The organism is Streptomyces sp. NBC_00258 (assembly GCF_036182465.1).
Classification (GTDB): Bacteria; Actinomycetota; Actinomycetes; order Streptomycetales; family Streptomycetaceae; genus Streptomyces.
On record NZ_CP108081.1, the window covers coordinates 8877702 to 8889545 of the forward strand.

12 protein-coding genes and 1 pseudogene are annotated in these 11844 nt (G+C 71.0%); 4 read left to right on the top strand and 9 right to left on the bottom strand.

The window, feature by feature from the left end; all coding sequences use genetic code 11:
• Positions 1-19 precede the first annotated feature (19 nt).
• A complete protein-coding gene (locus OG718_RS39535) occupies positions 20-571 on the top strand; it encodes a carboxymuconolactone decarboxylase family protein (RefSeq protein ID WP_186001177.1) in 552 nt (183 codons plus the stop codon).
• 94 nt (positions 572-665) lie between these two features.
• Here OG718_RS39535 and OG718_RS39540 read toward each other — a convergent pair whose 3' ends face one another.
• The 5 genes from OG718_RS39540 to OG718_RS39560 all read right to left on the bottom strand — a co-directional run bounded on the left by OG718_RS39540 (position 666) and on the right by OG718_RS39560 (position 5110).
• Positions 666-2153, bottom strand: coding sequence for a glutamate synthase subunit beta (locus tag OG718_RS39540; protein WP_328846464.1), 1488 nt, complete (start codon positions 2151-2153; stop codon positions 666-668).
• A 199-nt stretch (positions 2154-2352) separates the two neighbouring features.
• Positions 2353-2832, bottom strand: coding sequence for an anthrone oxygenase family protein (locus OG718_RS39545; protein ID WP_328846465.1), 480 nt, complete (start codon positions 2830-2832; stop codon positions 2353-2355).
• A gap of 411 nt (positions 2833-3243) precedes the next feature.
• Positions 3244-3939: a DUF2293 domain-containing protein gene (locus OG718_RS39550; RefSeq protein ID WP_328846466.1), complete on the bottom strand. Its 696-nt coding sequence runs from the start codon at positions 3937-3939 to the stop codon at positions 3244-3246.
• A gap of 57 nt (positions 3940-3996) precedes the next feature.
• Positions 3997-4392: a PPOX class F420-dependent oxidoreductase gene (locus OG718_RS39555; RefSeq protein ID WP_328846467.1), complete on the bottom strand. Its 396-nt coding sequence runs from the start codon at positions 4390-4392 to the stop codon at positions 3997-3999.
• A 76-nt stretch (positions 4393-4468) separates the two neighbouring features.
• Complete coding sequence (locus OG718_RS39560) at positions 4469-5110, bottom strand: uridine kinase (RefSeq protein ID WP_328846468.1); 642 nt, start codon at positions 5108-5110, stop codon at positions 4469-4471.
• Between the two features lie 158 nt (positions 5111-5268).
• On the opposite strand from OG718_RS39560, the pseudogene OG718_RS39565 reads away from it, so the two are divergent.
• Positions 5269-5696, top strand: a pseudogene (locus OG718_RS39565) (CBS domain-containing protein).
• Positions 5697-5762: 66 nt separating this feature from the next.
• Here OG718_RS39565 and OG718_RS39570 read toward each other — a convergent pair.
• Positions 5763-6890 carry a magnesium and cobalt transport protein CorA gene (locus tag OG718_RS39570; protein WP_143637542.1) on the bottom strand — a complete coding sequence of 376 codons (1128 nt, stop codon included), beginning with the start codon at positions 6888-6890 and terminating at the stop codon, positions 5763-5765.
• 235 nt (positions 6891-7125) lie between these two features.
• On the opposite strand from OG718_RS39570, the gene OG718_RS39575 reads away from it, so the two are divergent.
• Positions 7126-7920: a methyltransferase domain-containing protein gene (locus OG718_RS39575; RefSeq protein ID WP_143637540.1), complete on the top strand. Its 795-nt coding sequence runs from the start codon at positions 7126-7128 to the stop codon at positions 7918-7920.
• A 189-nt stretch (positions 7921-8109) separates the two neighbouring features.
• Here OG718_RS39575 and OG718_RS39580 read toward each other — a convergent pair whose 3' ends face one another.
• Both OG718_RS39580 and OG718_RS39585 read right to left on the bottom strand, forming a co-directional pair.
• Complete coding sequence (locus tag OG718_RS39580; protein WP_143637537.1) at positions 8110-9030, bottom strand: carbohydrate kinase family protein; 921 nt, start codon at positions 9028-9030, stop codon at positions 8110-8112.
• Positions 9027-9932 carry a pseudouridine-5'-phosphate glycosidase gene (locus OG718_RS39585; RefSeq protein ID WP_143637535.1) on the bottom strand — a complete coding sequence of 302 codons (906 nt, stop codon included), beginning with the start codon at positions 9930-9932 and terminating at the stop codon, positions 9027-9029. Before OG718_RS39585 ends, OG718_RS39580 begins: the two co-directional genes overlap by 4 nt.
• A 98-nt stretch (positions 9933-10030) precedes the next feature.
• Between OG718_RS39585 and OG718_RS39590 the strand changes: the two genes are divergently transcribed.
• Entirely contained in the window at positions 10031-10459 is a 429-nt protein-coding gene (locus OG718_RS39590) for a VOC family protein (RefSeq protein ID WP_143637531.1), read from the top strand.
• Between the two features lie 76 nt (positions 10460-10535).
• Here the strand turns inward: OG718_RS39590 and fdhA are convergent, their stop codons facing one another.
• Positions 10536-11762 carry a formaldehyde dehydrogenase, glutathione-independent gene (gene fdhA, locus OG718_RS39595; protein WP_143637530.1) on the bottom strand — a complete coding sequence of 409 codons (1227 nt, stop codon included), beginning with the start codon at positions 11760-11762 and terminating at the stop codon, positions 10536-10538.
• Between the last annotated feature and the right edge of the window lie 82 nt (positions 11763-11844).

Here is an 11844-nt window from a genome sequence, read left to right on the forward strand (position 1 = left end):
GGCTCGTAGATTCATAGTCATGACGACGAACACGACGCACATGACGACGAACACGACGACGAACACGACGGCAGACGCGGCGCACGCCGGCACCAGGACCTCGGAGGGGACGGCAGTGGCCGACAACGCCCGGATCAACTTCGCGAAGGCCGCTCCCAAGGCGTTCCGCGCCCTCGTCGGCTTCGACATCGCGGCCCGCGAGGGGCTCGACCCGGCCCTCGTCGAACTGATCCAGATCCGCGCCTCGCACCTCAACCACTGCGCGTACTGCCTCCACATGCACACCAATGACGCGCGCAAGGCCGGCGAGTCCGAGGACCGGCTGCACATGGTCGCCGTGTGGCGCGAGGCCCCGCACTTCTTCACCGAGAAGGAGCGCGCGGCCCTCGCTCTGACGGAGGCGGTGACCCTTGTCGCCGACGGCGGCGTCCCGGCCGACGTCTACGCCGAGGCCGCTGCCCGGTTCGACGAAAAGGAACTGGCTCAGGTGCTGGCACTGATCTTCGCGATCAACACCTGGAACCGGGTCGCCCTGGCGACGGCGAAGATGGCGGGGACGGACGAACGCTGACGAGGGGGAGCCGAGCGGCGGGCGGCGGGTGCGAGCGGGCCCGAGCAACTGGGGCGAGCAGCGGGCATGAGCGGCGGCGCCGGTTGCGCGGTGGCTACGCGGTCATCGGGCGGTCGTACGGCCCGATCGGCGCCGGCAGCTGAGAGGTGCCCGTCAGATGGCGGTCCACCGCCGCCGCCACCGCCCGCCCCTCGGCGATCGCCCACACGATCAGGGACTGGCCGCGCGCGGCATCCCCCGCGGCGTACACGCCGGGTACGTTCGTCGCGAAGTCCGCGTCGCGGGTGATCGTGCCACGGGGATCGAGCGCGAGTCCGAGCTGATCGACGAGGCCGTCGGAGCGGTCGGGCCCGGAGAAACCGAGAGCGAGCAGCACGAGGTCTGCGGGGAGCACCCGCCCGCTCCCGGGGCGCGGGCGGCGCTCCGCGTCGACCTCGACGAGATGCAGCGAACGCACCCGACCGGCCGCATCACCGGTGAAACGGAGCGTCGACGCCGCGAAGAGCCGCGCGTCCGCGTCCGCCGCGGGCGCCGTCTCCAGGTCCCGGGCCTCCTCGTGCGCCGCCGACAGCCGGTAGATCTTCGGGTACACCGGCCACGGGTCGGCGTCCTCGTCGCGCTCCACGCCCGGCTGCGCGTAGATGTCCAGCTGCGTCACGGACCTCGCGCCCTCGCGTACCGCCGTACCCAGACAGTCGGCACCCGTGTCACCACCGCCGACGATCACGACATGCCTGCCCGCCGCCGACAGCGGTGACGACTCCAGATCCCCCTCGCACACCCGGTTGGCCAGCGGCAGATACTCCATCGCCTGATGGATGCCGCTCAACTCCCGCCCGGGAACCGGCAGTTCACGCCAGGCCGTGGCACCCACGGCAAGGACGACCGCGTCGTACCTGGCCCGCAACTCGGCCGCCCCGACGTTCCGGCCGACGGCTGTCGACGTACGGAACTTCGTTCCCTCCGCCCGCATCTGGGCGACCCGCCGTTCCAAATGCCGCTTCTCCATCTTGAACTCGGGGATCCCGTACCGCATCAGCCCGCCGATCCGGTCGTCCCGCTCGTACACGGCGACCGTGTGCCCGGCCCGGGTCAGCTGCTGCGCCGCGGCGAGCCCGGTGGGCCCCGAGCCGATCACCGCGACCGTCCTGCCGGACAGCCGGTCCGGCGGCCGCGGCGGCGCGAACCCGTCCTCCCAGGCCCGGTCGGCGATGGCGACCTCGACGTTCTTGATGGTGACCGCCGGCTGGTTGATCGCCAGGACGCAGCCCGCCTCGCACGGCGCGGGGCACAACCGGCCGGTGAACTCGGGAAAGTTGTTCGTCGCGTGCAGCCGGTCGCTCGCCGCCCGCCAGTCCTCGCGCGAGACCAGGTCGTTCCATTCGGGGATCAGATTGCCCAGCGGACAGGCCTCGTGGCAGAACGGGACACCGCAGTCCATGCAGCGGTCGGCCTGCGTGCGGATGATCGGCAGCAGAGCCCCCGGGACGTACACCTCGTCCCAGTCGTGGACCCGCTCCCCGATGGGGCGCCGCGGCCACTCCTCGCGGGAGGCATTGAGGAAACCCTTGGGATCGGCCACGGCCGTCTCCCTCACGTACGTGAACGGGGCCCCTGCGGTCTCCGTCTCGGACGCCATCGTCCGGGCGACGGGCCGAGGGCCTATCGGCAGACTCCTCCCGCCACGATACGACGCCGTGGCCGCGCCCGCCTCGGACGTGCGCGGGCACATCCACCGAGGGGCGCGGCCACATGGACCGACGAGCGCGACCGGGTACGCCTCAGGTCAGCGCCAGTACGTACGAGATCGACGCGGCGGCCGACGCGACCGTGCGGACGTGGTTCCACATCGACCACTCGCTCACATACGTGGGCCAGTACGCGACGGCCTCCGGCGTACCGGCCTCCATCGTGGCCAGCTTGTTGTTGCGTGGGACGTTCGCCGCGATCGTGACCCCGAAACAGCCGAACAGATACAGCGCACTGCCCAGCAGCATCGCCACCGTGCCCTCGTCGGGCCACAGCACGAAGGTGACCACCGCGAGCACGGCACACATCACTGCAGAACCTATGAACACGAACATGAACGCCGGCATCAGCGCGGTCACGTTGATCGCCTGCATGGCGGCGACTCCCTGCGCCGGCGGCAGCGCGGCGAGCCCCTTCATCACGAACGTCGAGAACCCACAGAAAACACCGGCCACCAGCCCGGTGCCGAGCACCCCCACCAAGGTGATGACGAAGTACGGTCCCTCGATCATGGCAACTCCCGCGTAAGCAAAACCCTTGGGCAACAACTCGCGCACCGCTCCCAGAACCGCCGGTCCGGACGACCCCGAACCCAAAGATCCTGCCCGGCACTCCCTGTCACCACAAGTGAAATCCCGTACGAGAAGGGTGACCATGGCCGAGGGGCTCGGGAGCATGTCCGGTCGTCTCAGGACGGGGTCCCGGGCGGACCCCGGGGAGGGGGTGACCGGAGAGTCGGGGTATGGCTGAGAGCTGTTCGGGTGAGTGGCTGGGGGCGTGATCGCGGACACTCGGTGCCCGTGCCCGTGCCCGTGCCCGTGCTGGTGCTGGTGCTGGTGGCGGTGGCAGCAGTGGCAGTGGCGGGCGCTGGACGCTGGGTGGCCGGTGGTCGGAAGAGGTAGCGGTTTCCGTGTGCTGCCCGCTCACCCCCACGGTGCCCCGCCCGCGCGCCACCCCGCGAGTGTCGTCTCGACTGCGGGAGCGATCCGACGCCGGGCCTCATGGCGCGGGACGCCGCTCATCAACAGCTGGTCGTAGGGGGTGTCCGTGTGCCGGACCGCGGCGCGCACCGCCGACGTCACCGCACCCTCGGACAGGGCGCGCCCGGCGGCGCTACGGCCCACGCGTCCGCTGCCCCGCACCGAGGCGTGCCCGGCGATCGCGCACGCCCGATCGTGCGGACAACCGGGAAACAGCCGCCGGATCTCCTTCGCGAACGCGTCCGTGAACCGCAGATCCTCCGCGGCCCGCCGCCGCGCGTCCCGGGCCCGGCGCCGCCGCCGCGCCTCCGCGTCCGCCAGGCACCGCTCCTCGGCCCGCGCGAGCGCCGCCTCCTCGACGAGCACGCCCTGCCGCTCGTACCGGCCCCGCCGCCGGTCGAACCGTACGACCACTGCCGACAGCGCGCTCCCCTCCCGCGACCTCCGCGTCAACGCCGTGTCCCCCCGCGGCAGAAACACCAGATGCCCGAGGTCGGCACAGTCGAGACACCGAGGCGTCCCCTCCTCCAGCACCAGCAACGAGAGAGGCCCGCCCCGGCACTCGGCACAGTGCCGCCGCTTGACCGGCTGGACGACGAGAAGCCCGGTGCGGGGAGGGGGAGTTGTCGTGGTCGTCATGGCTGGGTCATTCCCGCCCGGCGAGGCGGCCCGTCCAGGTCACGCCGAGAATCCGGTTCACGCCGAGAATCCGACGATCCGCTCGGGGACGACACGGACGATCACGCGGACCTGGTCGTCCTTCTCCGCGGGAGGGTCGATCCCGAGGTACTTGTGCGAGAGCTCGTGCGGGAGGCGTTTGCCCTCGTCGGGGAGGATCTCGGCGGTGCCGCGGATCTCCACCGAGGTGTAGGGGTTGGCGAGGTCGTAGACCGAGATGCTGATCCGGGGGTCGCGCCGGAGGTTGCGGATCTTCTGCCGGCCGTCGGTCGAGGAGAAGAGGACGGTGTCGCCCTCGCGTTTGAACCAGACCACCGAGTTCTGGGGAGCGCCACTGGGGCCGAGAGTGGCGACGCTGGCGAAGTTCTTGCCGTCGAGGAGTTCACGGACCGAGTCGTCGAAGGAGATCGTCATGCCGCCAGCCTAACTATATGCGCGTGCATATAAAAGCCTTTCGGGTGAGAATCGCGAGACGGAAGCCCTGCCCGGGTCAGCCGTTCCACGCCGGGTGGCGCGGGTCGTCCGCGCGCACCAGGACGTCGGCCGCATCGCCCGGCGCCGTCTCGCTCTCGTAGCGCTCGTACGCGGGAAGCGTCCAGTGCTCGATCTCGGGGGTACGCCGGCGCAGCGCGGCCGGTGAGAGGCGTACGTGGACGGTGAGGTCGAACGGGAACCAGTGGTGCAGCAGCAGTGGACCGTGCAGCAACAGCACGGCACCAGGCGGGAGTTGGACGTACGGGCTACGGGTTGCCCGGTCGGTGGCCGGGTCCCAGAGATCGGGCAGTACACGGCCGTCGCCGCCGGCTTCCAGCGGGCCGAAGACCTCGCGCCACAGGGCGCCGGTGTCGAACCAGCCGCCGTAGTACGCCTCGACGTCCTGGTGGCCGTACTCGAACCGGAGGGAGGCGGGCCGCAGGAAGTCCTCCGTGCCGACGACGAGTGCGGACCGGCCGCGCAGGCGCAGGGCCTCGGCGACGAGTTCGGCGAGATCACCGGGCCGGGCGGCGGGAGCCCCGTCGAAGGCGATACGCGGCCAGGGGCTGCCGTCGGCCGGCTTCAGATCGAGCAGGCGCTCGGCGAGGAGGTCGCCGAGCCGGTCCCAGGTGATCGCTTCGAGTCGCACCCTGCCCATGATGCCGCGCGGGTGAACGGGAGCGGCGGGCCGGGATGTCGGACCGGAGCCGCGAACTTCCGGGTGCGTATCTCCCCGTACCCGGCGAGAATGTAGGGCGCCGGGACTAGCGGTGCCTCCCCGCGCCGCGCCGGCCGTCCGGCACCGGGAGGTACTACATGACCACCGCCGGAGACATCATGCACCGCGGCGCCCAGTGGATCCCCGCTCACGAGACGCTGGACCGTGCCGCCCAGCTGATGCGTGAGCTCAATGTGGGCGCGCTGCCCATCAGTGACGAGAACGAACGGCTCTGCGGCATCCTCACGGACCGGGACATCGTGATCGGCTGCGTGGCCATGGGCCATGACCCGGCACGCATCACCGCGGGGAGATGGCCAAGGGCACGCCGCGCTGGATCGACGCGGGCGCCGACGTGAGCGACGTACTCGGCGAGATGCAGGGGCACCAGATCCGCCGCCTTCCTGTGATCGAGAACAAGCGCCTGGTCGGGATGATCAGCGAGGCCGACCTGGCCGCGCACCTGACGGACGAACAACTCGCGGGCTGGGCCGAGAGCGTCTACGCGAAGAGCGCGGCACGCTGACCCCGAGGTCCCCACGGCACGACCGGGACACGCGCTCGTCCGGCCACGCGCGCCGGACGAGCGGTGTCACAGCCAGCCGTTGCGCTTGAACCCCCTGTAGAGCGTGAAGCACGCGATGGCGATCACGCCGACGGCCAGGCCGTAGCCGAACTTCCAGTGCAGCTCCGGCATGTAGTCGAAGTTCATGCCGTAGACCCCGCAGACCATCGTCGGCACGGCGATCAGCGCCGCCCATGCCGTGATCTTCCGCATGTCCTCGTTCTGCGCGACGCTGACCTGGGCGAGATGCGCCTGCAGAATCGAGTTGAGCAGTTCGTCGAACGCGGCTATCTGCTCGGCGGCCCGCAGCTGGTGGTCGGAGACGTCTCGGAAGTACGTCTGTATCTCCGGGTCGATCACCCGGATCGGCCGGGTGGCGAGATCCATGATGGGACGGCCCAGCGGGACCACCGCCCGCTTCAGCTCAAGGAGTTCACGCTTGAGCTGGTAGATGCGCCCGGGGTCGGCCCGCGCGCCGTTCGCGGCGAACACGTCCGTCTCGACCTGGTCGATGTCCTCCTGCACCGAGTCCGTGACGTGCAGATAGTCGTCCACCACATGGTCCGCGATCGCGTGCAGCACCGCGGCCGGGCCCTTGGCGAGCTGCTCGGGGCGGGCCTCCAGCTCCTCGCGCAGCGGGCCGAGTGAACCGTGCCTGCCGTGTCGCACGGTGACCACGAAGTCCTGGCCGACGAACACCATGATCTCGCCGGTGTTCACCACCTCGCTGGTCGCGGTCAGTTCGGTGTGATCGACGTAGCAGACCGTCTTGAACACCGCGAACAGCGTGTCGCCGTACCGCTCCAGCTTCGGGCGCTGGTGGGCGTCCACCGCGTCCTCGACCGCCAGCGGGTGGAGGTCGAACAGCTCGGCGATGCCCGCGAACTCCACTTCCGTCGGCTCGTGCAGACCGAGCCAGACGAATCCGCCGTCGGCCTTGCGGACCCGCTGCACCGTCTCGACCAGATCGCGGCCGGCCGGGACCCTCGACCCCTCTTCGTACGCCACGCAGTTCACCACCGCGGTGCCCAGCGGAGACCGGGCGGGATGGCTCAGGTCGACACGGGCGCGCCGTCGTGTCAGCCGTGCCACCCTGCGGAGGCCGCCGACCTTGCTCAGGCCCGTCACCTTCCGCAGATTCCCTGCCATGGACATCTGGATCTCCTAGCGTGGATCTCCTCGCGCCGCACTCTGCGCCTTGCCGCGGCCAGTCTGCCAGGATGTTTTGACGGCCGGGTAAGCCTGTGGGAACGGAGCATTCCGCTCCGGATTCACCATCTCGGCCGGTACTGACGAGGCGTCGACGGCTGCCGGTATGCCGAGCGCGACGCGCTGACATAGGGGAGCGTCGACCATCACGGACAAGCGGGACAACTGGGATGATCGGCGCATGACGCGAACCGACGGGTATCTCCTCGACAACCGGCAGACCGAGGCGGGGCAGCGTTTCGACGCCCTCGCCGCTCTCTTCGACCCCACGACGTTCCGGCACATCGAACGGTTCGGCATCGGATCCGGCTGGCGCTGCTGGGAGGTCGGCGCGGGCGGCACGTCCGTGGTGTCCTGGCTCGCCAAGAAGGTCGGCCCCACCGGCAAGGTCGTCGCGACCGACGTCGACACCTCCTGGGCCACCTCGGCCGTCCGCCCGCCCATCGAGCTGCGCGTCCATGACGTGGGTGTGGACGAACCGCCGGGGGAGGGCTTCGATCTCGTGCACGCCCGGCTCGTCCTGGTCCATGTGGCGGACAGGGAGCGGGCGTTGCACTCGATGATCAGAGCGCTGCGGCCCGGCGGGCGGCTCCTGGTCGAGGACGCCGACCCGGCGCTCCAGCCGCTGGCCTGCCCCGACGAGCGCGGCCCCGAACAGCAGTTGGCCAACCGGCTGCGCCACGGGTTCCGTGAACTTCTCACCGAGCACGGCGCCGACCTCGCGTACGGGCGCCGGCTTCCGCGTCTGCTCCGCGAGGCCGGGCTGCGGCAGGTCGAGGCCGACGCGTACTTCCCGATCACCTCGCCGGCCTGTGGTGCCCTGGAGTCCGCGACGATCCGTCAGGTCCGCGACCGCCTCGTCGCCGCGGGCCTCGCCACGGACCAGGACATCGACCGGCACCTGGCGAACGTGGCCGCGGGCGGGATGGACCTGGCCACGGCGCCGCTGATCTCGGCGTGGGGGCGCAAGGTGTAGCAGTGCGCGGCGAGAGCGCAGCGCACTGCGAGGGTCGAAGGGCTCGTGCCTCGCCGCCGCGAGCCTCGGACGCTCACGCCTCAGTAGCCGACCCGGGGCGGATCCGGGTCGATCCGTTCTGACCGGGGCGGATCAGGATCGATCGGGTCTGCCCGGGGCGGATCGTGGCGGCCCGCGGGCCCGGGAGGCCTACGCGTTCGTCGTCGGCCTCCCGCCCACCTGTTCCACCGCCCGTGCCCCGGCCCGGCACCCCTCCGCGGCGGCTTCCTCCGGGCGGGTGCCCGCGAGGAGCGCGGCCAGGAAGGCTCCGGTGAAGGCGTCCCCGGCACCCGTGGTGTCGACCGGGGTCGCGGCCACCGCCGGAACCCGGGCTCGGACCTCCCCCGACCGGGCGACCAGGGCTCCCGCCCCGCCCTGTTTGACCACCACCAGCGGGACGTGGCGGCTCAACTTGGCCGCCGCGTCCGCCGGATCGGGCAGACCGGTCAACAGACAGGCCTCGTCCCGGCTGGGCAGCAGGACGTCGACGCCCTCGGTGAGCGCGAGGAAGCGGTCCACGCCCAGTTCCGTGAGGAATCCCGCCGACGCCGGATCCACGCTCACCGGCACCCCGCGCGCGCGTGCCGACTCCACCGCAACCGTCACCAGCGCACGGCACGACTCGGAGAAGAACAGATAGCCCGACAGATGCAGCCGGGCGACACCGTCGAGCAGTGACTCCGACCAGTCGCCGGGCGTGAGCCGCAGGGCCGCACCGCTGTCCGTGAGGAAGGTGCGCTCCGCCGAAGCGCCCATGTCCACCAGGCAGACCACCGTCCCGGTCGGCGCCTCGGGGTCGATGACCAGGAGAGGGCGCACTCCCGAAGTGGCCAGCTCGCGCTCGTGCCACGCGGCGGAGTCCATGCCCACCTTGCCGAGCAGCCGGACCTCCGTGCCGTCCCGGCGGGCCGCCCAGCACGCGACGTTGGCGCCCGCGCCGCCCGGCACGGTCCGGACGACGGCGGCCGTGTCGGTGCCGGCCGCGAGCGGCCCGCGGTGCCGGGCGACGACGTCCGTGACGACGTCGCCGACAACCAGGAGAGCCCCGCCGGGGCCGCTCGCCCCGGTCACGCGCCTGCCCAGGCCGCCGCGATCCGTCCCGCGAGCCGCACGTTGCCGCGTACCGCCGCCAGATTGGCGCTCAGCGACGCCCCTTCGGTGTGGCGCACCAGGTAGCCGAGGAGGAACGGGGTCACCGCCTGGCCGCTCACGCCCTCCGCCTCGCACGCGTTCAGCGCGTCGGCGAGCACGCGCGCGTGGAGCTCGGGATCGAGCTGCTCCGCCTCCGGCACCGGGTTGGCGACGATCAGCGCCGACTCGGGTCCGTCGAGCGCGTCCTGCGCGCGCATGACGGCCGCGACCTCGCCGGGCGACTCCAGGGTCCAGTCCACCGGGTGACCCGAGTCGGACAGATAGAAGCCGGGGAAGTGCGCTGTCGCGTATCCGGCGACCGCGACGCCCAGCGTCTCCAGCCGCTGCAGGGTCGCCGGCACATCCAGGATCGACTTCACCCCCGCGCACACCACCGTGATCCGGGTCCGTGCCAGGAGCCCCAGATCGGCGGACTCGTCCTGCGTCACCGTCCACTCCCGGTGTACGCCGCCGAGCCCGCCCGTCGCGAACACCCGTACGCCCGCCTGCGCGGCCAGCAGCGCGGTCGCCGACACCGTGGTCGCGCCGCTGACCCCCGCGGCGACCGCGAGCGGCAGATCGCGATGCCCGAGCTTGCGGATGCCGTCCTCGTTGGCGACCCGCTCCAGCTGCTCCTTGTCGAGACCCACGCGGGGCTTCCCGTCGAGCACGGCGATCGTCGCGGGAACGGCACCCTCCCGGCGTACGGCGTCCTCCAGCTCCAGTGCCACCTGGAGATTGCGCGGACGCGGCAGCCCGTGCGCGATGATCGTGGACTCCAGTGCCACCACGGGCCGCCCCGCGGCGAGCGCCTCCCGTACCTCTTCGGAAACCACCAGCACGCGCGTGCCTCCTGTCTGTCGGTTCTCCCTCATCCCTGGCGGGTGACGCGCCCGGCCAAACCCTTGCGACCAGCACAACGGGGCAGCAGCCTGGGGCCATGACGGACAACTCGACACGTCTCGACCATGTCGTCCTCTGGGTACGCGACCCCGTGGCCTCGGCCGACTTCTACGAGAAGGCGCTGGGCCTTGAGCCCATCAGGGTCACCGAGTTCGCCGCGGGGAAGGTGTCCTTCCCCTCCGTGCGCCTCAACGAGGAGACCATCTTCGACCTCGCGCCCCTGACGATGGCCCCCCGCATGGACGTCGTCCGCGACGCGGCCGCCAGCGCGGGTCACCCGGTCAACCACGTATGCCTGTCCCTCCCGGGCGAGGACTTCGACGCGCTCCGCGCCCGCCTGGAGGAGCGTGCCGTCCCCCTCTCGGACTTCACCCACGACGCGTACGGCGCCCGCGGAAAGGCCAGGCGGAGCTTCTACTTCCGGGACCCGGACGGGAACGTCTTCGAGGCGCGGCACTACGACTAGCTCTCAGGTACGAGTAGCTTCCAGGCACGAGCAAGGGTGTCCACGCGCGCGTGGACACCCTTTTGGCCTCCGGGGCTCAGACAGGCCTCGCTCCGTTCAGTGCCCCATGCGGATCGAGAACGTACTTGCGGCTGGCGCCCTGATCGAACTCGGCGTAACCGCGCGGAGCGTCCTCCAGACCGATCACCGTCGCGTTGACGGCCTTGGCGATGTGCACCCGCTCGTGAAGGATCGCCTTCATCAGCCCCCGGTGGTACTGCATCACCGGACACTGACCGGTCGTGAAGCGGTGGCTCTTCGCCCACCCCAGACCGAGCCGTACCTTCAGCGTCCCGGTACGCGCGTCCTGGTCGATCCCGCCGGGGTCGTCCGTTACGTACAGGCCCGGAATGCCGAGCGCGCCACCCGCGCGCGTGATGCCCATCAGCGAGTTGAGGACCGTGGCGGGAGCCTCAGGGGCGTCGGGACCGTGGGCCCGCGCCTCGAAACCGACCGCGTCCACGGCCACGTCCACCTCCGGTTCACCCAGGAGCTGGTCGATCTGCTCGCCCACGTCGCCCCGGCTGACGTCGACCGTCTCGCAGCCGAAACTCCTGGCCTGCGCGAGACGTTCGTCGTTCAGGTCGCCGACGATGACGACGGCGGCGCCCAGCAACTGCGCCGACGCCGCGGCCGCGAGACCGACCGGCCCCGCCCCGGCGACGTACACCGTCGAGCCGACCCCGGCACCCGCGGTCACCGCGCCGTGGAACCCGGTCGGGAAGATGTCCGACAGCATGGTCAGATCGAGGAGCTTCTCGCGCGCCTGGTCCCGGTCCGGGAACCGCAGCAGGTTGAAGTCCGCGTACGGGACCATGGCGTACTCCGCCTGGCCGCCGACCCAGCCGCCCATGTCGACATAGCCGTAGGCCGCCCCGGGGCGGGCCGGGTTGACGTTCAGACAGATGCCGGTCTTGCGTTCCTTGCAGTTGCGGCACCGTCCGCATGCGATGTTGAACGGCACCGAGACGATGTCCCCGACCTCGACGAACTCGACGTCCGGGCCTCGCTCCACGACCTCCCCGGTGATTTCGTGCCCGAGAACGAGCCCTTCGGGCGCTGTCGTACGGCCGCGCACCATGTGCTGGTCGCTGCCACAGATGTTGCTGGCGAGCACTTTGAGGATGACTCCGTGCCGGCACTTGCGGCCGATGTTCGCGGATGCCACCCCTGGCCCGTCCTGCAGTTCGAGCGTCGGGTAGTCGATGGTCCTGACTTCCACCGCGCCCGGCTTGAGATACGCGACTGCCCTGTTCCCGCTCATACGTGATCGCCGTCCCTTCGGCCCCGTGATTTCGGATGCCAGTGGCTGTGCGCATGGCGGAGTCTGCTACCGCCGCACCGTT

What these genes read in the sequence shown, in the direction of transcription:
- OG718_RS39550 (WP_328846466.1), bottom strand. Translation starts at nt 3,939, where the DNA reads ATGACGACCACGACAACTCCCCCTCCCCGCACCGGGCTTCTCGTCGTC.
- OG718_RS39535 (WP_186001177.1), top strand. Translation starts at nt 20, where the DNA reads ATGACGACGAACACGACGCACATGACGACGAACACGACGACGAACACG.
- fdhA (WP_143637530.1), bottom strand. Translation starts at nt 11,762, where the DNA reads ATGAGCGGGAACAGGGCAGTCGCGTATCTCAAGCCGGGCGCGGTGGAA.
- OG718_RS39545 (WP_328846465.1), bottom strand. Translation starts at nt 2,832, where the DNA reads ATGATCGAGGGACCGTACTTCGTCATCACCTTGGTGGGGGTGCTCGGC.
- OG718_RS39575 (WP_143637540.1), top strand. Translation starts at nt 7,126, where the DNA reads ATGACGCGAACCGACGGGTATCTCCTCGACAACCGGCAGACCGAGGCG.
- OG718_RS39555 (WP_328846467.1), bottom strand. Translation starts at nt 4,392, where the DNA reads ATGACGATCTCCTTCGACGACTCGGTCCGTGAACTCCTCGACGGCAAG.
- OG718_RS39560 (WP_328846468.1), bottom strand. Translation starts at nt 5,110, where the DNA reads ATGGGCAGGGTGCGACTCGAAGCGATCACCTGGGACCGGCTCGGCGAC.
- OG718_RS39590 (WP_143637531.1), top strand. Translation starts at nt 10,031, where the DNA reads ATGACGGACAACTCGACACGTCTCGACCATGTCGTCCTCTGGGTACGC.
- OG718_RS39570 (WP_143637542.1), bottom strand. Translation starts at nt 6,890, where the DNA reads ATGTCCATGGCAGGGAATCTGCGGAAGGTGACGGGCCTGAGCAAGGTC.